Genomic DNA, 20,611 nt, shown 5'->3' on the forward strand with positions numbered 1-20,611 from the left:
ACTTTGTAACAAAAGAAAAAGAAGGGAGAATGAAAGATATGAAAGAGCAAGTATTACAAGTAACAAAAGGTGACTTCGTAGGATCAGCAAGTGGAGCAGTAGTATTAACAGCATTAATCGTATTTCTATCAAGCGTATTAGTATAATAGAAGTTTTGTAACAAAAGAAAAAGAAGGGAGAATGAAAGATATGAAAGAGCAAGTATTACAAGTAACAAAAGGTGACTTCGTAGGATCAGCAAGTGGAGCGGTAGTATTAACAGCATTAATCGTATTTCTATCAAGCGTATTAGTATAATAGAAGTTTTAAATCAAACAAAAATGGAAGGAGAATGAGGGATATGAACAGTGAACAAGTGTTTCAAGTAACAAAAACGGATTTATTAGGATCCTTAGGTGGAGCGGTAATATTAACATCATTTATTCTATTCCTTGCAAGTGTATTAGTATGATATATATAAATACAACCATTCAAAAAAAATAAAGACTCTAACGTATTAGTAAGCAGTAAATATGTTGGAGTCTTTTTTATTTTCTTCTTATATACCTTCAAGTATTAAAGTTACCTCATTATTTAGCATCCATGGCTAATTAGACGCTGCGGTTGCAACTTGATTCAACGAATAATCAAAAATCCACTGAGTAAAAGCCTGATTGGTGAGGGCTGATTAAAGTTTCACTTTATTTCAAAGAGAAAAAAGTCGAATTTTATATGTAAGAAAAAAAGAGGAATTTGACAGAAAAGATAGAAAATTTTAAAGGTCAGAATTTGTTAGCTTGCTAACTAATTTCTATTTATTTATGTTGGAAGCGTTTTCGGTTGGTTTTAAGTATGGACCATTTAATCTATTTACAGGGGGATGAAGATATTATGAAACAAAAATCTATGGATACGCTAGCTGCACAAATGGAGGACTTTTTTCCAGTACGTGATGTAGATCATTTGGAATTTTACGTAGGGAATGCAAAGCAATCGAGTTATTATCTTGCGAGAGCATTCGGATTCAAAATTGTGGCTTACTCTGGATTAGAAACTGGAAACCGTGAAAAGGTATCTTATGTTCTTGTGCAAAAAAATATGCGTTTTGTTGTGTCTGGAGCTTTAAGTAGTGAAAATCGTATTGCAGAGTTTGTAAAGACTCATGGTGATGGCGTCAAGGATGTGGCACTACTTGTTGATGATGTTGATAAAGCATACTCAGAAGCAGTGAAACGTGGTGCCGTCGCAATTGCTCCACCAGAGGAATTAACAGATGAGGACGGTACATTGAAAAAAGCAGTTATTGGTACGTATGGTGATACAATTCATACGCTTGTAGAGCGTAAAAATTATAAAGGGGCATTTATGCCAGGATTCGAAAAGGTAGAGTTTAATATTCCATTTGAAGAGTCTGGCTTAATTGCTGTCGATCATGTAGTTGGTAATGTTGAAAAAATGGAAGAGTGGGTTAGTTATTACGAGAATGTCATGGGCTTTAAACAAATGATTCATTTTGATGATGATGATATTAGTACAGAGTATTCGGCTTTAATGTCGAAAGTTATGACAAATGGAAGCCGTATTAAGTTTCCTATTAACGAACCAGCAGACGGAAAGAGAAAGTCACAAATTCAAGAGTATCTAGAATTCTATAATGGAGCTGGTGTACAGCATCTTGCTTTATTAACAAGTGATATTGTTAAAACGGTTGAAGCGCTTCGTGCAAATGGGGTGGAGTTTTTAGATACACCGGATACTTATTATGATGAGTTAACTGCACGAGTTGGAAAAATCGATGAAGAAATTGATAAGCTAAAAGAATTAAAGATCTTAGTAGATCGTGATGATGAAGGTTACTTACTACAAATCTTTACGAAACCAATTGTAGATCGCCCGACTTTATTTATTGAAATCATTCAACGTAAAGGTTCTCGTGGATTTGGTGAAGGAAACTTTAAAGCGTTATTCGAATCAATTGAAAGAGAACAAGAGCGTCGCGGAAACTTATAAGATTCATATCCACCAGCAAAAGTCCCTTTGCTGGTGGAAATTTCATTTTTATAAGGAGGAATCAGGATGAAATTTGTTACATTTCGTCTTCCTTCAAAAGAAATACGGGCTGGATGGCTTGAAGGTGACAAAGTAATAGATATGAATCTTGCTAGTGAAGGGAAAATCCCTTCTTCTATAATGGCTTTTTTAGAGAAAACGGATGAGTATGTAGAAGTAGTGCGGAATATTAAGAATCCAAATAAGGGTATATATGCTTTAGAAGAAGTACAATTGACAGCTGCTCTTCCTAATCCGAGTAGTATTCGAGATTTTTACGCATTTGAACAACATGTAAAAACAGCTCGTGGACGAAGAGGACTAGATGTTGTGCCTGAATGGTATGATATTCCGGTTTTTTATTTTACTAATCATCGTGCTGTAATTGGTTCCGGTGATTTTGTAATTGGTCCGAAAAAGTCTAAAAAGCTTGATTACGAGTTGGAGATTGCTTGCGTAATAGGAAAAGAAGGGCGAAATATTTCTCGTGAGCAAGCAGAGGAATATATTTTTGGTTATTGTATTATGAACGACTGGAGTGCGAGAGACTTACAAGCAACAGAAATGAAAGTAGGTCTCGGTCCTGCGAAAGGAAAGGACTTTGCAACTTCGTTAGGAGCACATCTTGTTACGAAAGAGGAATTAGATGTTTATCGTAATGGTGATCGATATGATTTAGAAATGACTGCTCATGTAAATGGAAAACTATTATCAAAGGGAAACGTCCAAGATATTTACTATACATTTGCTGAAATGATTGAACGTGCTTCAGAGGACGTGACGTTATATCCAGGAGATGTGATTGGTTCTGGGACAGTAGGAACAGGCTGTATTTTAGAACTTGGTACAGAAGAGTGGCTACAAGATGGAGATGTTGTAGAGCTGTCGATTACTGGTTTAGGTACACTACGTAATACGATCAAAAAAGAAAAGGAAGCGGGTGATGGGCATGTTTTATCGTCACATGGGAGAACTACCTCATAAACGACATGTACAATTTCGTAAAAAAGATGGATCGCTTTATCGTGAACAGGTAATGGGAACGAAAGGATTTTCTGGTACGCAGTCTATTTTGTATCATCACTATATGCCAACAGAAGTAGGTCATTCTGCATTATCGCATTCTTGTCAGTTGCAGTATGAAGAGGATGTTGCTCTTTCTCATCGCCACTTCCGAACGAAAGAAAATAAAAAAAGTGGTGATGCAATAAGTGGACGAAATTTCATACTTGGAAATGAAGATTTGTTAATTGGAGTAGTGAGCCCAACAGAAAAAATGGATTATTTCTATCGTAATGGTGATGGCGACGAAATGTTATTTGTTCATTATGGAACAGGGAAAATTGAAACGATGTTTGGAACGATACACTATAGAAAAGGCGACTATGTAACGATCCCAATTGGAACGATTTATCGTGTTATTCCAGATGAAGGTGAGACTAAGTTTCTCGTTGTAGAGGCGAATAGCCAAATTACAACGCCGCGTCGTTATCGAAATGAATATGGACAATTGTTAGAGCATAGTCCGTTTTGTGAAAGAGATCTTCGTGGTCCAGAAAAATTAGAGACCTATGATGAAAAAGGCGAGTTTGTCGTAATGACAAAGTCAAGAGGCTATATGCATAAACATGTTTTAGGACACCACCCGTTAGATGTTGTTGGATGGGATGGCTATTTATATCCGTGGGTATTTAATGTAGAGGATTTTGAACCAATTACAGGGCGCATTCATCAGCCACCGCCAGTACATCAAACATTTGAAGGGCATAATTTTGTTATTTGCTCTTTCGTACCACGTTTATACGATTATCATCCAGAGTCAATTCCGGCACCATATTATCATAGTAATGTTAATAGTGATGAAGTTCTTTACTATGTAGAAGGAAACTTTATGAGTCGCAAAGGTGTGGAAGAAGGTTCTATTACACTTCATCCGAGCGGAATTCCCCATGGGCCGCATCCGGGGAAAACAGAGGCAAGTATAGGGAAGAAAGAGACACTTGAATTAGCTGTTATGATAGACACATTCCGTCCGCTTCGTATTGTAAAACAAGCACATGAAACAGAAGATGAAAAGTATATGTATAGCTGGATTGAACAAGGTTCATATACTGTGAAATAAGTAAAAAAAGGCATGCTCTCAATAAGGGAGCATGCCTTTTTTGTGGAATCGACATGTATAATAATACCAAAAAGAGTTGTCGAAAGATATATAGAAAGAATGATAAGGATAGTGCATATTCAGAAGAATTTCTACTTGTTTCGACAAAAGTATTGACTAGGAAAAGCGTAATGAGTAAAATAAAAAAGCGAATTAAAAATTTTCAGAAAATTTAAAACTTGGAGGAGTGAAAGATGAAGCAAATTTTTCAAAAGAAGCCAATTGCAAAGTTAATGCAAGAAAGTAAGCAAAAAACGTTAGCGAGAACATTGGGCGCGCTAGATTTAACTATGCTTGGAATCGGAGCAATTGTTGGAACTGGTATTTTTGTTCTAACGGGTGTTGTGGCAGCGAAACATTCTGGGCCAGCTATTATATTATCATTTGCGATTGCCGCGCTAGCTTGTGCCTTTGCTGCATTTTGTTATGCTGAATTTGCTTCTTCAGTTCCTGTCTCGGGCAGTGTGTATACGTATACATACGCGACGATGGGGGAAGTATTCGCATTTTTAATTGGCTGGGACTTAATGCTTGAATATTTACTTGCTACATCTGCTGTAGCAAACGGTTGGTCTGCATATTTTCAATCTTTATTAAAGGGGTTTGGAATCCACATTCCGACTATTCTCTCCTCGGCTCCTGGTACAGGAAAGGGTGGAATAATTGATCTACCTGCAGTTCTAATTATTTTAGTGATGACAGTTCTTTTATCTAGAGGTGTTCGTGAAAGTGCACGAGTAAATAACATTATGGTATTTATTAAAATAGCAGTTGTTCTTATTTTTATTTTTGCTGGTTTTAATTATGTGAAACCTGAAAACTGGACGCCTTTTATGCCATTTGGTTTAGATGGTGTAATGGCTGGAGCGGCCACAGTATTCTTCGCATTTATAGGATTTGATGCAGTTTCAACAGCGGCAGAAGAAGTGAAACGTCCGCAACGTGATTTACCAATTGGTATTATTGCATCGTTATTAATTTGTACAGTTCTTTATATCGTTGTTTCGCTTATTTTGACAGGAATTGTTCCATACGGCCAGCTAAATATATCAGATCCAGTTGCTTTTGCACTGCAATTTATTGGACAAGATGGCTTAGCGGGGGTAATTTCAGTAGGAGCAATTACAGGGATTACAACAGTAATGCTAGTTATGATGTATGGGCAAGTTCGTGTTTCTTATGCGATGAGCCGAGATGGTTTATTACCGAAGCGTCTTGCTAAAGTTCATCCGAAATTTAAAACGCCATTTTTAAATACATGGACAACGGGAATTATTGCGGCACTGATTTCAGGATTAATAGATTTAAATGTTTTAGCACATCTTGTAAACATGGGGACATTGTCAGCATTTGCACTCGTAGCTGTTGCGGTAATTGTAATGAGAAGAACCCATCCAGACTTACCAAGGGCATTTAAGGCTCCGCTTGTACCATTTTTACCAGCGTTAACAGTGATTTTTTGTTTATACTTAATGCTTCAATTATCGGGGACAGCATGGATTAGTTTTGGGATATGGATGGTTATTGGTATAGCGGTTTACTTCTTATATAGCCGAAAACATAGTGCTTTAAATAATAGTAAAAAAGAAGAAGATGTTGCGAATTTATAAGCGAAAAAAATCCATTCTAATTCTGTTAGAATGGATTTTTTTATTTGAAAATTTACATTTTTCTGAACTTATTATAAGATAATTGTTGGCTAACTAAAGGAGTGAAATGATGAAAAATACGTGGCGTGAGTTAAGGGAGATGGACCGTAACGTATGGATTCGATTTATTGGAGAGACGTTAAATGGAATTGCAATGATGATGTTAATGCCTTTTTTTGCATTATATTTAAAAGATAAGGTAGATTCGTTGTTGGAAGTTGGGGTTATTATGGCGCTTTCTCCAATTGCTGCAAGCTTTGGTTCACTTATAGGAGGGAGAATTGCTGACATATATGGAAGAAAGCCGATTATGATATTTTCTATGGCAAGTAATGCATTATTAATGCTCGGTTTTCTATTTATAGAAGGATTTATTCCATATGCAATTTTATCTATTTTTTTAGGATTGAGTAATTCTTTATTTCATCCAGCTGCATCAGCTATGGTCGCAGATGTAACGGCACCAGAAAAAAGAACAGAGGCATATGGTTTATTACGAATGGGTCACAATATAGGTGCTGCGATTGGTCCGATAATGGGAGCATCAGTAGTTGTGTTGTCAAAGAATCTTGTGTTTATTATTGCCTCTTCTACAATGCTATTTTATGCGTTACTTGTATTGCTTCTTATTCAAGAGACGATGCCAAAGAGGGCAGATAAGGAAGAACATAAAGAAAAGGAATCTGGGGCAGTTTGGAAAATTGTCATGCGAGATAAGGCATTAATGATTTACTTATTAGCAGGTATTATCATTTCGATGGGGTTTTCTCAAATAGAAGGCATGTTGCCACTACATTTTGATAACGAAATGAAGCGTATTTTTGGAGCGAATAATCCATATCCATATTTAATGGCGTTAAACGGACTATTAGTTGTTTTATTCCAATTTCAAATTTCAAAATGGGCTACGGATAAACCAGTCGGGAAGACGATGTTATATGGTGCATGTTTGTTCGGGATTGGATTATTTTTTATAGGGTGGTTACCCAAGTGGTTTGGAGAGTTTAATACAAATGCTACAGTTATTTTAATAACACTACTGTTCGTTTATGCTATATATACGTTAGGTGAGATGATTATGTCGCCTGTACAGATGACATTTGTAGCAAACTTGGCCCCTGAGCATTTGAGAGGGACTTATATGGGCGCTGCAAGTTTGCAGTGGATTACAGGAAGCGCATTTGGTCCACTTTTGGGAGGCTTTTTATTAGATCGATTACTTGGCCACTTGCTATTTACAATTTTAGCTGTAGGATGTGTAGTTGCAGGTATTGTATATATTTCTTTAGATCGCCTTGTTGAGCAAAGGCAAAAAGATACACTAACCAAACAATCTTCTTAGTAAATAGGTGACATACACAAAAAAGGGGATTTCTACATATTTTAGGTACATAACTAGATAGGATTACCATTTCATTTTAAAATTCACCTTTGTATAGTAGTGGAATAGAAAAAGTGTAGAAAACCAATAAGTAGTGTCATTTAATTATTTGTGGAAGTTACATTTTATTTCAAATAGGAACTACCTATTTTTATAAAAAGTGCTAAAATAGAAAAATGAAAACAATTGGTTAGGGTGATTTCAGTGACAAAAATTAAATTAGGTTTATTATATGGTGGAAAATCAGCTGAGCATCAAGTTTCGTTACAGACGGCTCTTGCTGCTATTAAAGCGTTAAATCAAGATAAATTCGAGATTCATCCAATTTATATTACAGAACAAGGTCAATGGGTACGTGGTGAGCGTATTGAAGGTGAAGTAACAGATGTTGAAGCTTTAAAAATGAGTAGTGCAGAAAATGCGATTTCTCCGTTATCATTAAGTACAGAGATTATTCCATCTGCAGCTTCTGAGGAAAACGCTATTGACGTTATTTTCCCATTACTACATGGACCAAACGGTGAAGATGGAACGGTTCAAGGATTATTAGAATTGATGAATATTCCTTATGTAGGAAATGGTGTTCTAGCATCATCTGCTGGTATGGATAAAGTTGTTATGAAAAACATCTTTGCAGAGGCTGGTTTAAAACAAGCAAAATATGCGTCTTTCATTCGCAGTGCATGGGAAAAAGATCGTCAGGAAGCTTATTCTAAAGTAGAAGATAAATTAGGATATCCTTGTTTCGTAAAACCAGCAAACCTTGGTTCAAGTGTTGGTATTAATAAGTGTAAAAATCGTGAAGAACTTGAGAATGCATTTGTAGAGGCATTCCAATTTGATCGCAAAATTATTGTAGAAGAAAATATTGTAGGTCGTGAAGTAGAAGTTGGGGTACTAGGTAATGATGAGCCGAAATGTTCAGTTGTAGGTGAAATCGTTCCGAAAAAGGACTTCTATGATTATAAGTCGAAATATATCGATGGTGATACGGCGTTAATTATTCCAGCTGAAATGACAGAAGAAGAATCTGATGTGATTAAGCGTGATGCAATTATTGCGTTCCAATCATTAGATGGTGCAGGCTTAACGCGAGCTGATTTCTTCTTAACGAAAGACGGAGAAGTGTATATTAACGAAGTAAACACTATGCCAGGATTTACACCGTTTAGTATGTTCCCTCTATTATGGCAACATACTGGGTTACCGTATCCAGAGTTAATCGAAGAGTTAATTCGTTTAGCGATTGAACGTCACGAAGAAAAACAAAAAATTAAATATACAATCTAACAAAAAAAGGAGGAAGCACTATTCGTAGGAATAGTGCTTCCTCTATGTAAGGATAAGGAGCGTTTCTATATGATAAAGCGAATGTTAAAGCAAGTAGAACAGATGGTAAATGGTACTGGATTAGCAGAGCAATATGAGGGAACTATTATTCAAGGCGTGTCTATTGATACGAGAAAAATTGAAAAAGGAAACTTATATGTTCCGATTCAAGGGGAGCGTTTCGATGGACATGCTTTTGTAGATAAAGCAGTTGAAAATGGAGCTGTAGCTACATTGTGGATGAAAGATGTAGCAAATCCACCCGAGAATCTTCCGGTTATTTTTGTAGAAGATACGCTATCTGCACTGCAAATGTTAGCGAAAAACTATCGCGATCAATTGGATGTTAAAGTTGTTGGTGTGACAGGTAGTAACGGTAAAACATCCACGAAAGATATTGTGACAAGTATTCTCGCGACTAAGTTCAAAGTTCAAAAAACAGAAGGGAATTTCAATAACCATATTGGGTTACCTCTCACTATTTTAAACTTAGAAGAAAATACAGAAGTAGCTGTATTAGAAATGGGTATGTCAAGCCGAGGAGAGATTGAATTTTTATCTAAGTTAGCTCGTCCTAATGCAGCTATCATTACGAATATTGGTGAAGCACATTTAATGGATTTAGGATCTCGTGAGGCCATTGCTGAAGCGAAATTAGAAATTGTTACAGGGTTACAAGAAGGTGGTGTGTTCGTATATAATGGAGATGAGCCGTTATTAACGAATCGTGTTCCTGAAATGAATTTAGCAGCGGAAACAGTTACGTTTGGTGATGCAAGAGCCAACGATTACTATCCAACAACTGTAACATTACAGGCAACTGGGACACATTTTAAAATGAATAGAGATGAAAATATTTCATTCTACCTACCGGTGTTAGGAAAACATAATGTGTACAATACACTTGCTTCAATGGCAATTGCGACACATTTTGGTGTGACGTGGGAAGAAATGAAACAAGGTTTAGTAACACTTCAAATGACGGGCATGCGTATGGAGATTGTAAAAACGGATAGTGGATTAACAATTATCAACGATGCTTATAATGCAAGTCCGACGGCTATGGAGGCAGCATTCCATTTAATGAATGGTTTAGATGGATTTACTAAAAAAATCGTTGTGCTTGGTGATATGTTAGAACTTGGAAATCAAGAAGTGCAGTTCCATTATGAGGTAGGTAAATTAATCGATCCAGCAAAAATCTCACATGTATTCACATACGGTAGATTAGGAGCTCAAATTGCTGAAGGAGCGAAAATTAATTTCCCTAATGAACGTGTAAAGGCGTATGATAATAAAGAAGAGTTAGTAAGAGATTTACAAGCAGTAGTCGATGCGAAAGATGTTGTATTAATAAAAGCATCTCGCGGTATGAAATTAGAAGAAGTAATTACGATGTTGAAATAATTGGTGTATATAAATAGGGATGATAGTCACGAAAATAGAAGAAACTTATAATAAGCGCTTACAGTAAATGATAAAAAAATAAAAGTAAAGAAAAAGGCCCTGAATATAAAATAAGGTAACAGTTGGGTTTGCTTTTTACACATACAAAACTTATAATTGATAAAGTGTAATAACGTTTAGAAGTATTTTCGTGAAGAATATACGCCCGGTTATATACGTGAGCATTCAGGAAAAGGGCTTTTCCGCAAATTCGGAAAACGCCTTTTTTTAAATGATAAGTATAGGATAGAAAAGGAGAAGTAACATTGACAACATTTCGAGAATTAGGATTAAGTGAGTCTTTACTGCAATCGGTTGAAAGTATGGGCTTTGAAGAGGCTACGCCGATTCAAGCTGAAACAATTCCACATGCATTGCAAGGTAAGGATATTATTGGGCAAGCGCAAACAGGTACAGGGAAAACAGCAGCATTCGGATTACCACTATTAGATAAAGTGGATACAAATAAAGAAGCAGTTCAAGGTATTGTTATCGCGCCAACGCGTGAATTAGCAATTCAAGTTGGAGAAGAGCTATACAAAATTGGTAAACATAAACGTGTTCGTATTCTACCAATTTATGGTGGTCAAGATATTAACCGCCAAATTCGTGCTCTAAAAAAACACCCACACATTATTGTTGGTACGCCGGGTCGTATTTTAGATCATATTAACCGTAAAACACTTCGCTTACAAAACGTAGAGACTGTTGTTCTTGATGAAGCGGATGAAATGTTAAACATGGGCTTCATTGAAGATATTGAAGCGATTTTAACAGATGTGCCAGAAACACATCAAACATTATTATTCTCAGCGACAATGCCAGATCCAATCCGTCGTATTGCTGAGCGTTTCATGACTGAGCCTCAACACATTAAAGTAAAAGCAAAAGAAGTAACAATGCCAAACATTCAGCAGTTCTATTTAGAAGTGCAAGAAAAGAAAAAGTTTGACGTGTTAACACGCTTACTAGATATTCAATCTCCAGAGCTTGCGATCGTATTCGGTCGTACAAAGCGTCGTGTTGATGAATTATCAGAAGCATTAAACTTACGTGGTTATGCAGCAGAAGGTATTCATGGTGACTTAACACAGGCGAAACGTATGTCTGTATTACGTAAATTTAAAGAAGGTGCTATTGAAGTTCTTGTTGCAACAGATGTTGCTGCACGTGGTCTTGATATTTCAGGCGTAACACACGTATACAACTTCGATATCCCACAAGATCCAGAATCATACGTTCACCGTATCGGTCGTACTGGCCGTGCAGGTAAAAAAGGTATTGCAATGTTATTTGTAACACCACGTGAATCAGGACAATTAAAAAATATCGAGCGTACAACAAAGCGTAAAGTTGATCGTATGGAAGCACCGACACTTGATGAGGCATTAGAAGGTCAACAACGTTTAATCGCTGAAAAACTTCAAAGCACAATCCAAAATGAGAACTTATCATACTACAAGCGTATTGCAGAAGAAATGTTAGAAGAGAATGACTCTGTAACAGTAGTAGCTGCTGCTTTAAAAATGATGACTAAAGAGCCGGATACAACTCCGATCGCTTTAACATCAGAACCACCAGTTGTTTCAAGAGGTGGCGGTTCTAAAAAACGTGGCGGTAACGGAGGCGGATACCGTGATGGTAACCGTAATCGTAGTCGTGACGGACGTGGCGGTGGCGATGGTCGTAACCGTGATGGACGTAATCGTGACGGAAACCGTGATCGCAATCGTGATGGAAACCGTGATCGTAATCGTGATGGTGGTAGTCGTGGTCGTAGAGGTGAAGGTCAAGGTCGCCCAGGATCTTCAAATGGACGCGGCGAAAGAAAACATCATAGCCGTCCACAAGCTTAATAAAAAAGAGAATGCCCTTTGTTGGCATTCTCTTTTTTTTATTTCTGTAATTGTGCATACTACATAGTAGTTATGATAGAAAAGGGGCTGTTATATGCTTGTAAGGCTTGGTTACGTTGCGATGAGTGTGCATTTGAAGAATGCATCCCCATCTCAAACGATGACGTACGCACAGTTTCAGAAAATAGATGATCGTGATGCTGCAATTCGTAAACTTGAAAGAATTGCTAATTCCAATTTGGAAAATTGTTTACGTTTATTAAAGCATAATAAGGGACATGACATATCTTTCTTTCGGCTTAGTTCTAAGCTCATTCCTTTAGCGAATCATGAGGAATTGCTAGAGTGGAACTATATTCGTCCTTTAAAAGAAAAATTGAAAGAATTAGGTGAATATGCAATTCATATGAATATGCGAATTGATTTCCATCCAGATCATTTTGTTGTACTAAATTCACCTGAGGAGAGTGTTTTTAAACAATCTGTAAAGACATTGCAGATGCACAAAAAATTATTAAAAGGCATGGGGATTGAACATAAGCAACGATGTGTACTACATGTTGGAGGAGGGTATAAAGATAAAGAACTTGCATTAGAGCGTTTTATAGAGAATTGGTCTAATGTCCCAAGGGGTATTCAAGAAATGATTATATTAGAAAATGATGATACAACTTTTACGTTAGAGGAAACATTATATTTAGGAGAAAAATTAGATATTCCCGTCGTGTTTGATTTGCATCACCATATGATGAATAATGAGCAAGAAGATTGGTATGAAGATTGGGCACGTGTTGTTCATACGTGGGAAACATCTTTGTTACCGGTTAAAATGCATATCTCTAGCCCTAGAGAGGGAAAAGATCCAAGAGCTCATGCAGATTATATTAATGTAGACGCATTTTTATCTTTTTTAAGAAGGATAAAGGGAAGTGTTCCGCAAATTGATTGTATGATTGAGGCGAAGATGAAGGATGAGTCTTTATTTCAATTAATGAGGGATTTAAACGAACAGGTAGATGTAGAAATTATCGATGGTGCAAGCTTTTATATTAAATAAGCTTTGCACCATCGTTTTTTTTTGTTAAAAAAGGAGTTAAAATGCCGCCGGTTATTAAACCTGTTAAATGACTGATCGGATTGGCGGAAGGATTAAAGAAAGTAAATAGCAGTAATAGAAGTATCACAATTGAGAAAATGGCAATTTCTTTTGGTTTTGAAGAGCGGTATCGATTGTACAATAAAAATAATTGTGCGCCTAATAGTCCGAAAATACCACCTGATGCACCTGCGTGAATATATTCAGGAGGCATAATAATATAAGAAGAAATATTTCCGGAAATTCCAGAAAGAAAAAATAGAATAAAAAAAGAAAAGTGTCCGAGTTGCTTTTCGATAGAAGAACCAAGTGCAAACAAAAAAATACTATTAGAAAGAAAATGTTGTAAGTCTACGTGTACCAGAAGGGAAGTTATGACACGCCACCATTCTCCTTTAGCGATATATTCATTAGAGGCTGCCAGTGGGAAGAGGAAAAAGTCGCCTAATATCATCATGACTAAGTGAATAAAAAGTAAGGTGAGAATAGTCGGTTGTAAAGAAATCTGAGTAGATCTTATTAGCATACGGTTACTATCACCCCTTTTGCATCAGAAAGATTCTCTGTTATTCTTATCAATATGAAAGAAGAAAGTTAAATAGAAGAAGGGGATTTTGAAATGATTATAGGGATTGGAATCGATATTATTGAATTAAATCGTATTGAAAAAATGCTAGATGGAAAGCTTAAATTTATGGAACGTATTTTAACAGAAAATGAACGTAATGTTGCTATGGAGCTGAAAGGAAGTCGTCTTACAGAGTTTGTAGCTGGAAGGTTTGCAGCGAAAGAGGCGTATTCAAAAGCTGTAGGTACTGGTATCGGGAAAGAAGTGAGCTTTTTAGATATTGAAGTGAAAAATGATGAAAGAGGTAAGCCGATGCTGATTACAAGTACAGAGTATGTTGTTCATTTATCAATTAGTCATAGTAAGGAATTTGCTGTTGCTCAAGTTGTTTTAGAAAGCTCGTCACGCTAGTCTGCATATTTTATATCTTTGTCTCATATATTTGAGGTAGCGATAAGGAAGGTACATCTTCCATTCATTTATAGGGGCAAAGGGGCTGAAGTGATGAAAAGGCGTCTGTTTTTAGTTCTTGTCGGTTTGTTGACCGTTTTTGTGTTGGCGGGTTGTGTGGAAAAGAAACAAGATGATGTCGTGAGAGATTTAGAGGCGAAAGTAAAAGGGATGAAAAGTTATCAAGCTGAAGCGAAATTATCTATTAAAACAGGAAATGAGCCTCAGGAGTATAATGTAGAGATTTGGCATAAGGAACCGTCTTTTTATCGTGTGAATTTAAAGAATGCAAAAAAAGATCAGAGCCAAATCATTTTAAGAAATGAAGAAGGTGTATTTGTATTAACGCCAGCACTTAATAAGAGCTTCCGTTTTCAAAGTGATTGGCCGCAAAATAGCAGCCAGGCTTATTTATATGAATCACTTGTAAGAGATATTTTGCAGGATAAGAAAAACCTTACTTTCGAGAAAACAGATAAGTATTATATTTTTAAAACAAAAACAAACTATCAACATCAAAATATGTTGCCGAAACAAGAGATTACGCTGAAGAAGAGCGATTTGACTCCAGTTTCAGTGAAGTTAATGGATAATGATCAAAATGTTCTTGTAAAAGTAGATTTCTCGAAGGTGAAATTCGATGCGAAATTTGATAAAGGTGCATTTGATACGAAACAAAATATGTCTAGAGCGCAGGTAGATGTTCAAACAACAGCGAAAGAAGACAAACCGTTTGCTATTTTGTATCCACTTGATACACCGCAAGGTATGACTCTGCAAGATGAAAAAGAGTTGAAGACAGACAGTGGCAAGCGTGCGATACTCACATACACTGGAAATAAGAAATCCTTTACTTTAATACAAGAAAAGGCAAAAGTTGCAGAGGCTTCATCAGCGGTAAGTGTAAGTGGAGAACCAGTTGATCTTGGGTTTACGATTGGTGCATTGACGAAAGACTCTGTAACGTGGTCGCATAACGGAGTAGAATATATGCTCGTGTCTAAAGGTTTAGAGCCGAAGGAGCTACTAATGGTTGCTCGTTCAGTTACAGCGAAGCAGGTGAAGTAAACTTCTTAGACGTGGTGATATATGTGCACCACGTCTTTTCTTAGTTTGAAGGTGGATTTCATAAAAGAAGCATATAAAAGAATAAGCTTCGCATATCGTGTATAAGGAAGTGTATTTATGGAAGAAGCACCATTTTACCGTGACACTTGGGTGGAAGTGGATTTAGATGCCATTTATAACAACGTTACGCATATTAAAGAGTTCATCCCAAGTGATGTAGAGATTTTTGCTGTAGTTAAAGCAAATGCATATGGGCACGATTATGTACCGGTGGCTAAAACGGCATTAGAAGCGGGTGCAACAAGGTTAGCAGTTGCTTTTTTAGATGAAGCTTTAGTGCTTCGGAGGGCTGGTATTACTGTGCCGATTTTAGTGTTAGGTCCCTCGCCGCCGCGTGATGTAAATGTAGCTGCTGAAAATGATGTAGCGCTAACTGTTTTTCAAAAAGAATGGGTGGACGAAGCAATTAAACTTTGGGATGGTTCATCTGTAATGAAATTCCATATTAACTTTGATAGTGGTATGGGGAGAATTGGAATACGTGAAAGAAAAGAACTGAAAGCATTTTTAAAGAGTTTAGAAGGTGCACCGTTTTTAGAGTTAGAAGGAGTATACACGCATTTTGCAACGGCAGATGAGGTTGAGACTTCGTATTTTGATAAGCAATATAACACGTTCTTAGAGCAGTTAAGTTGGTTGAAAGAATTCGGAGTGGATCCTAAGTTTGTCCATACAGCTAATAGTGCTGCCACGTTACGTTTTCAAGGGATTACATTTAATGCAGTGCGAATTGGGATTGCAATGTATGGATTATCTCCTTCTGTAGAAATACGTCCTTTTTTACCATTTGAATTAGAACCGGCGCTATCACTGCATACGAAAGTAGCTCATATTAAACAGGTGATTAAAGGTGATGGAATTAGTTATAACGTCACTTATCGAACGAAAACTGAAGAATGGATCGCGACTGTAGCGATTGGTTATGCAGATGGATGGCTTAGAAGATTACAAGGATTTGAAGTGCTTATAAATGGTAAAAGGGTACCGATTGTAGGGCGAGTAACAATGGATCAGTTCATGATTCATCTTCCTTGTGAAGTGCCGCTTGGTACGAAAGTTACGCTTATTGGAAGGCAGGGAGATGAGTATATTAGCGCTACAGAGGTTGCGGAATATTCAGGGACTATTAATTATGAAATTATTGCAACGATCAGTTTCCGTGTGCCAAGAATATTTATACGGAATGGTAAGGTTGTAGAGATAATTAATTACTTGAACAATATATAGAAGGTAGTATGATTGCTTCTTGTCATTGGAGTGACTGTTCATTGCTGGATAATAAGCTCTTTTTGATGAGAAGCTTTTTACTTATAATCATTTTTTATATAAGTTACACGTAAGTTTTGAAGAGGAGTTCTATTGTTTTTAGTTAGTTATGAGATAAAAAATTTAAGAAGATGAATGTTTTGTTTATGAATTGGAAAACATAAGCAAGGAATAAGGAAGTCTTTGCAACAGGCTCCATACAATGGTATTATTACAATAGGTGTCATATATATATTTGGGTGTGTAGTTGACGGTGGAGGTGTATTTTTGTGTCCGAATCAAGTGTAACTACTGAAATCGTGGTTCGGTTGCCAAAGCAAATGGTAACGGAATTGGACGGAATTGGAAAACAAGAGAATAAGAATCGCCATGAACTAATTTGCCAGGCAACACAATTGTTATTGCGTCAACATAAGACGAAGAAACGCTACCAACATGAATCAATGCGACGTGGGTATATTGAAATGGGAAAAATTAATCTTGGTATTGCATCTGAAGCTTTCTTAGCGGAGTATGAAGCAGCTCATACAGTAGAACGCTTAGTTAGCGGGGGGTAATATTTTGATTGTAAAACGCGGCGACGTGTATTTTGCAGACCTTTCCCCAGTTGTTGGTTCTGAGCAAGGAGGCGTTCGTCCGGTTCTTGTCATTCAAAATGACATCGGAAATCGTTTTAGTCCAACGGTGATTGTAGCGGCTATTACTGCACAGATTCAAAAAGCGAAATTACCCACTCATGTGGAAATTGATGCGAAAAAGTATGGTTTTGAGAGAGATTCTGTTATTTTACTTGAGCAGATTCGAACAATCGATAAGCAACGCTTAACGGACAAAATCACTCATTTAGATGAAGTGATGATGAGTCGTGTAGATGAAGCGTTACAAATTAGTTTAGGACTAATAGATTTTTAAATCGGCAGTTTAAGTTGCTCTCTTTAAAGGGCAACTTTTTTTTATTATAGAGGAGGTTACGGTTGTATATGGAAATGGTAGATAATCGACAAGCGTTAATGAAAATGTTAGTGAAAGAATTAGGCTTTAGCGAAAAGCAAGTTCGTCATGTTATTCAATTAACAGAAGAAGGTAATACAGTTCCATTTATTGCTCGTTACCGAAAAGAATGGACAGGCTCTTTAGATGAGGTGCAAATTCGTGCGATTTTAGAGAGATGGCAATATATGATGCAACTTGAAGATAGGAAGGAAGAAGTTATTCGTCTTATTGATGAGAAGGGAAAACTGACAGGAGAGCTGAGACAGCAAATTGTTAAAGCTACAAAGTTGCAGGAAGTAGAAGATTTGTATCGTCCATATAAAGAGAAAAGAAGAACGAAAGCTACGATTGCAAAAGAAAAAGGGTTAGAACCGTTAGCTGAATGGTTGTTGTTATATAAGAAAGAAGATCCGGCTAAAAAGGCAGTGGAATTTATTAATGCAGAGAAAGAAGTGCAATCTGCAGAAGAAGCTTTACAAGGTGCACAAGACATTATTGCAGAAATGATTTCAGATGAAGCTACGTATCGTAGTTGGATTCGAAATATTACTTTTAGAAAAGGTATTATGTCTTCGTCTGTAAAAGGTGAAGAAAAAGATGAAAAGAATATATATGAAATGTATTACAGTTATGAAGAACCATTGCAAAAAGTAGTACCACATCGTGTATTAGCAATGAATCGCGGTGAGAAAGAAGATATATTGAGAGTTTCTGTTGTCCCACCAGTAGATGAGATATTAAATTTCTTATATAAGAAAGTAATTCGTGATAACGATTCTAAAAGTGCGCAGTATGTACAATTAGCGATTGAAGATGGTTATAAACGATTAATTCAATCTTCAATCGAAAGAGAAATTCGTAAAGAATTAACAGAAACAGCTGAAGAACAAGCGATACATATTTTCTCTGAGAACTTACGTAACTTATTATTACAACCTCCGATGAAAGGGAAAGTCGTGCTAGCGGTAGACCCGGCATATAGAACTGGTTGTAAATTATCTGTAGTAGATGATACGGGGAAAGTACTACATATTGATGTTATTTATCCGCATCCGCCTGTTCGTAAATATGATGACGCAAAAACGAAAGTTCTTTCTATTATAGATAAATATCAAGTTGAAATGATTGCAATTGGTAATGGGACAGCATCTAGAGAAACAGAGGAATTTATAGTAGATGTATTACAAAGTGTGAAACAGGAAGTCTTTTATATTATTGTAAATGAAGCGGGTGCTAGTGTATATTCAGCTTCTGATTTAGCTCGTGAAGAATTCCCGAATTTACAAGTTGAAGAGAGAAGTGCCGTTTCTATTGGAAGACGTCTGCAAGATCCACTGGCTGAACTTGTGAAAATTGATCCTAAATCAGTTGGGGTTGGACAATACCAACATGATGTATCTCAAAAGAGATTGAATGAGTCATTAACATTTGTAGTAGAGACAGCTGTTAACCAAGTTGGGGTTAATGTAAATACGGCTTCGGTTGCATTGTTACAATATGTTTCAGGTTTATCGAAAACTGTTGCGAAAAATATTGTGGCAAAGAGAGAAGAGGGTGGGAAATTCACAAAGCGCACGGAATTAAAGAAAATCCCACGTTTAGGTGCAAAGACGTACGAACAATGTATAGGTTTCTTGCGTATATTAGAAGGAGCGAATCCATTAGATCGAACAGGTATTCATCCCGAACAATATAAAAATGTTGAATTGTTATTGAAGAGTTTAGGGTTATCGATAGATGACGTAGGACAACCGCAATTACAAAAGAGATTGGAAGAAGTAGAGATTTCTAAGTTGTCTCAAGAAACGGGGGTTGGGGAGCCGACGTTAGTTGATATTATAGATGCGCTCATTAGCCCAGAACGAGATATGAGGGATGAGTTGCCTAAACCACTTCTGAAAAAAGGGATTTTGAAATTAGAAGATTTAAAACGTGGTATGGAACTAGAAGGAACAGTGCGTAATGTTGTTGATTTTGGTGCTTTTGTTGATGTAGGCGTAAAGCAAGATGGTTTAGTGCATATTTCTAAGCTTAGTAAACAGTTTGTAAAGCATCCGTTAGATGTTGTATCAGTAGGACAAATTGTAAAAGTATGGGTAGATGATATTGATACAAAAAAAGGACGCGTTGCACTATCTATGTTGCCGATTGAATAGTAAGAGAAGAGAGCAGATGAAACTGCTCTTTTTTTATAGAATAAAAAGTGTAATGGATTATGAGTTTTGATGTATTTTGCTATAATAAAACCAGCATTCATTTAGCAATTTAATTTGATACCGGTTTTTTTCGAAATATGCACGTTGCATCTGTTTTTTTAGCCACGTAGGCATAGGAATCCCTCCTTGTTTAATCCTACTCTCAAAAATCTAAAGTGCTATTGATGAGAGGTTGGTGAGTGGATTTCTATTCATGTTGTGTTTTTAGAAACCACGCGTCTTGAATGAGGATGGGTATATGTACTATTTAATATATGTATAAGAAGCGTGAAAAGTGTAAAAATATTTTTTTGTTTAGGAGGAATGAGAATGGGCGAGGGAGAAATTCAACGGCTAGTGGAAGAAGTATCGCTACAATACTTCGGAATGCCGTTTTTACATAAAGCAACGTTCAATAGTAGGTTGCGTACAACTGGTGGGCGTTATTTGTTGAAGAGTCACAATGTTGAACTGAATTATCGATATTACGAAATGTATGGTAAGGAGGAGTTAATCGGAATCATCAAACATGAACTGTGTCATTATCACTTGCATATTACAGGAAGAGGGTATAAGCACAGGGACAGAGATTTTCGTGAGTTGTTAAAGAAAGTTGATGCACCTCGTTTTTGTAAACGAATGATTAATGAAGAGAAGGAAAAAAAGATTTATAAGTATGAATGTATGGAGTGTTTACTTCAATATGTAAGAAGGCGTCAAATAAATACAAAAAGATATGTCTGCGGAAAGTGTAAAGGGAAACTCAAACCGATATCGAAAACATCTTGACAGTAAAAACACAATCCAGTATATTATAAACATGTCACGTTTGAACAAGATGTTGTTAAAAACTTCTTGACTTACAGAAAGAATTTTTATAAGATACAAATTGTCTTCATTATTCCGCAGTAGCTCAGTGGTAGAGCTATCGGCTGTTAACCGATCGGTCGTAGGTTCGAGTCCTACCTGCGGAGCCATACAGAGAAGTACCCAAGTGGCTCAAGGGGCTCCCCTGCTAAGGGAGTAGATCGCGAACGCGGTGCGAGGGTTCGAATCCCTTCTTCT

Annotated in this window: 21 protein-coding genes and 1 tRNA gene; 20 read left to right on the top strand and 2 right to left on the bottom strand. The window is 36.7% G+C overall.

Annotation, left to right across the window (positions count from 1 at the left end; genetic code table 11):
- The first annotated feature begins 29 nt into the window (after positions 1 to 29).
- The 12 genes from H6481_RS26890 to uvsE all read left to right on the top strand — a co-directional run bounded on the left by H6481_RS26890 (position 30) and on the right by uvsE (position 12,907).
- Complete coding sequence (locus tag H6481_RS26890; RefSeq protein WP_000654250.1) at positions 30 to 146, top strand: DUF3948 family protein; 117 nt, start codon at positions 30 to 32, stop codon at positions 144 to 146.
- 34 nt (positions 147 to 180) lie between these two features.
- Complete coding sequence (locus tag H6481_RS26895) at positions 181 to 297, top strand: DUF3948 family protein (protein ID WP_000654250.1); 117 nt, start codon at positions 181 to 183, stop codon at positions 295 to 297.
- A 43-nt stretch (positions 298 to 340) separates the two neighbouring features.
- Positions 341 to 451 carry a DUF3948 family protein gene (locus H6481_RS26900; RefSeq protein WP_001083691.1) on the top strand — a complete coding sequence of 37 codons (111 nt, stop codon included), beginning with the start codon at positions 341 to 343 and terminating at the stop codon, positions 449 to 451.
- A gap of 419 nt (positions 452 to 870) precedes the next feature.
- Complete coding sequence (gene hppD, locus H6481_RS26905) at positions 871 to 1,989, top strand: 4-hydroxyphenylpyruvate dioxygenase (protein ID WP_053565411.1); 1,119 nt, start codon at positions 871 to 873, stop codon at positions 1,987 to 1,989.
- A gap of 66 nt (positions 1,990 to 2,055) precedes the next feature.
- Positions 2,056 to 3,012: a fumarylacetoacetate hydrolase family protein gene (locus H6481_RS26910; protein ID WP_182813686.1), complete on the top strand. Its 957-nt coding sequence runs from the start codon at positions 2,056 to 2,058 to the stop codon at positions 3,010 to 3,012.
- Positions 2,978 to 4,150: a homogentisate 1,2-dioxygenase gene (locus H6481_RS26915; protein ID WP_014481934.1), complete on the top strand. Its 1,173-nt coding sequence runs from the start codon at positions 2,978 to 2,980 to the stop codon at positions 4,148 to 4,150. Before H6481_RS26910 ends, H6481_RS26915 begins: the two co-directional genes overlap by 35 nt.
- 233 nt (positions 4,151 to 4,383) lie before the next feature.
- Positions 4,384 to 5,799 carry an amino acid permease gene (locus tag H6481_RS26920; RefSeq protein ID WP_000809361.1) on the top strand — a complete coding sequence of 472 codons (1,416 nt, stop codon included), beginning with the start codon at positions 4,384 to 4,386 and terminating at the stop codon, positions 5,797 to 5,799.
- 109 nt (positions 5,800 to 5,908) lie between these two features.
- Positions 5,909 to 7,180: an MFS transporter gene (locus tag H6481_RS26925; RefSeq protein ID WP_182813688.1), complete on the top strand. Its 1,272-nt coding sequence runs from the start codon at positions 5,909 to 5,911 to the stop codon at positions 7,178 to 7,180.
- Between the two features lie 243 nt (positions 7,181 to 7,423).
- A complete protein-coding gene (locus H6481_RS26930) occupies positions 7,424 to 8,509 on the top strand; it encodes a D-alanine--D-alanine ligase (protein WP_000161433.1) in 1,086 nt (361 codons plus the stop codon).
- A gap of 69 nt (positions 8,510 to 8,578) precedes the next feature.
- A complete protein-coding gene (murF, locus tag H6481_RS26935) occupies positions 8,579 to 9,955 on the top strand; it encodes a UDP-N-acetylmuramoyl-tripeptide--D-alanyl-D-alanine ligase (protein WP_000595969.1) in 1,377 nt (458 codons plus the stop codon).
- A 305-nt stretch (positions 9,956 to 10,260) separates the two neighbouring features.
- A complete protein-coding gene (locus H6481_RS26940; protein WP_000206602.1) occupies positions 10,261 to 11,850 on the top strand; it encodes a DEAD/DEAH box helicase in 1,590 nt (529 codons plus the stop codon).
- Between the two features lie 94 nt (positions 11,851 to 11,944).
- A complete protein-coding gene (uvsE, locus tag H6481_RS26945; RefSeq protein WP_000961144.1) occupies positions 11,945 to 12,907 on the top strand; it encodes a UV DNA damage repair endonuclease UvsE in 963 nt (320 codons plus the stop codon).
- Here the strand turns inward: uvsE and H6481_RS26950 are convergent.
- Positions 12,900 to 13,472 carry a rhomboid family intramembrane serine protease gene (locus H6481_RS26950; protein WP_000908526.1) on the bottom strand — a complete coding sequence of 191 codons (573 nt, stop codon included), beginning with the start codon at positions 13,470 to 13,472 and terminating at the stop codon, positions 12,900 to 12,902. The genes uvsE and H6481_RS26950 overlap by 8 nt on opposite strands.
- Positions 13,473 to 13,565: 93 nt before the next feature.
- Here H6481_RS26950 and acpS point away from each other — a divergent pair, with 93 nt between their 5' ends.
- The 6 genes from acpS (at position 13,566) to H6481_RS26980 (ending at position 19,507) form a co-directional block, all read left to right on the top strand.
- Positions 13,566 to 13,925, top strand: coding sequence for a holo-ACP synthase (gene acpS, locus H6481_RS26955; RefSeq protein WP_000583419.1), 360 nt, complete (start codon positions 13,566 to 13,568; stop codon positions 13,923 to 13,925).
- 156 nt (positions 13,926 to 14,081) lie between these two features.
- Positions 14,082 to 15,032 carry an outer membrane lipoprotein carrier protein LolA gene (locus H6481_RS26960; RefSeq protein WP_002094231.1) on the top strand — a complete coding sequence of 317 codons (951 nt, stop codon included), beginning with the start codon at positions 14,082 to 14,084 and terminating at the stop codon, positions 15,030 to 15,032.
- 117 nt (positions 15,033 to 15,149) lie between these two features.
- Positions 15,150 to 16,319, top strand: coding sequence for an alanine racemase (alr, locus tag H6481_RS26965; protein ID WP_000390593.1), 1,170 nt, complete (start codon positions 15,150 to 15,152; stop codon positions 16,317 to 16,319).
- 308 nt (positions 16,320 to 16,627) lie between these two features.
- On the top strand, positions 16,628 to 16,915 hold the full coding sequence (locus H6481_RS26970) for an antitoxin EndoAI (protein ID WP_000004570.1): 288 nt from the start codon (positions 16,628 to 16,630) through the stop codon (positions 16,913 to 16,915).
- Between the two features lie 4 nt (positions 16,916 to 16,919).
- On the top strand, positions 16,920 to 17,270 hold the full coding sequence (ndoA, locus tag H6481_RS26975; protein WP_000635965.1) for a type II toxin-antitoxin system endoribonuclease NdoA: 351 nt from the start codon (positions 16,920 to 16,922) through the stop codon (positions 17,268 to 17,270).
- Positions 17,271 to 17,338: 68 nt separating this feature from the next.
- Positions 17,339 to 19,507 carry a Tex family protein gene (locus H6481_RS26980; protein WP_065481543.1) on the top strand — a complete coding sequence of 723 codons (2,169 nt, stop codon included), beginning with the start codon at positions 17,339 to 17,341 and terminating at the stop codon, positions 19,505 to 19,507.
- A gap of 57 nt (positions 19,508 to 19,564) precedes the next feature.
- Here the strand turns inward: H6481_RS26980 and cmpA are convergent, their stop codons facing one another.
- Positions 19,565 to 19,681, bottom strand: coding sequence for a cortex morphogenetic protein CmpA (gene cmpA, locus H6481_RS26985; RefSeq protein ID WP_001143640.1), 117 nt, complete (start codon positions 19,679 to 19,681; stop codon positions 19,565 to 19,567).
- A 195-nt stretch (positions 19,682 to 19,876) separates the two neighbouring features.
- Here cmpA and H6481_RS26990 point away from each other — a divergent pair, with 195 nt between their 5' ends.
- Together H6481_RS26990 and H6481_RS26995 are read left to right on the top strand one after the other, a co-directional pair.
- Complete coding sequence (locus tag H6481_RS26990) at positions 19,877 to 20,335, top strand: SprT family protein (protein ID WP_000503730.1); 459 nt, start codon at positions 19,877 to 19,879, stop codon at positions 20,333 to 20,335.
- A gap of 113 nt (positions 20,336 to 20,448) precedes the next feature.
- Positions 20,449 to 20,523 (top strand) — tRNA-Asn (locus H6481_RS26995).
- The last annotated feature ends 88 nt before the right edge of the window (positions 20,524 to 20,611 follow it).

It is taken from the genome of Bacillus sp. ME78 (assembly GCF_903970865.1).
Classification (GTDB): domain Bacteria; phylum Bacillota; class Bacilli; order Bacillales; family Bacillaceae_G; genus Bacillus_A; species Bacillus_A cereus.

Excerpts from the sequence above, each read along its gene's own strand:
- alr (WP_000390593.1), top strand. The coding sequence starts at position 15,150 with ATGGAAGAAGCACCATTTTACCGTGACACTTGGGTGGAAGTGGATTTA.
- H6481_RS26950 (WP_000908526.1), bottom strand. The coding sequence starts at position 13,472 with ATGCTAATAAGATCTACTCAGATTTCTTTACAACCGACTATTCTCACC.
- cmpA (WP_001143640.1), bottom strand. The coding sequence starts at position 19,681 with ATGCCTACGTGGCTAAAAAAACAGATGCAACGTGCATATTTCGAAAAA.
- hppD (WP_053565411.1), top strand. The coding sequence starts at position 871 with ATGAAACAAAAATCTATGGATACGCTAGCTGCACAAATGGAGGACTTT.
- H6481_RS26900 (WP_001083691.1), top strand. The coding sequence starts at position 341 with ATGAACAGTGAACAAGTGTTTCAAGTAACAAAAACGGATTTATTAGGA.
- H6481_RS26910 (WP_182813686.1), top strand. The coding sequence starts at position 2,056 with ATGAAATTTGTTACATTTCGTCTTCCTTCAAAAGAAATACGGGCTGGA.
- murF (WP_000595969.1), top strand. The coding sequence starts at position 8,579 with ATGATAAAGCGAATGTTAAAGCAAGTAGAACAGATGGTAAATGGTACT.
- H6481_RS26920 (WP_000809361.1), top strand. The coding sequence starts at position 4,384 with ATGAAGCAAATTTTTCAAAAGAAGCCAATTGCAAAGTTAATGCAAGAA.
- uvsE (WP_000961144.1), top strand. The coding sequence starts at position 11,945 with ATGCTTGTAAGGCTTGGTTACGTTGCGATGAGTGTGCATTTGAAGAAT.
- H6481_RS26990 (WP_000503730.1), top strand. The coding sequence starts at position 19,877 with ATGGGCGAGGGAGAAATTCAACGGCTAGTGGAAGAAGTATCGCTACAA.
- H6481_RS26925 (WP_182813688.1), top strand. The coding sequence starts at position 5,909 with ATGAAAAATACGTGGCGTGAGTTAAGGGAGATGGACCGTAACGTATGG.
- H6481_RS26980 (WP_065481543.1), top strand. The coding sequence starts at position 17,339 with ATGGAAATGGTAGATAATCGACAAGCGTTAATGAAAATGTTAGTGAAA.
- H6481_RS26915 (WP_014481934.1), top strand. The coding sequence starts at position 2,978 with ATGTTTTATCGTCACATGGGAGAACTACCTCATAAACGACATGTACAA.
- H6481_RS26895 (WP_000654250.1), top strand. The coding sequence starts at position 181 with ATGAAAGATATGAAAGAGCAAGTATTACAAGTAACAAAAGGTGACTTC.
- H6481_RS26890 (WP_000654250.1), top strand. The coding sequence starts at position 30 with ATGAAAGATATGAAAGAGCAAGTATTACAAGTAACAAAAGGTGACTTC.
- acpS (WP_000583419.1), top strand. The coding sequence starts at position 13,566 with ATGATTATAGGGATTGGAATCGATATTATTGAATTAAATCGTATTGAA.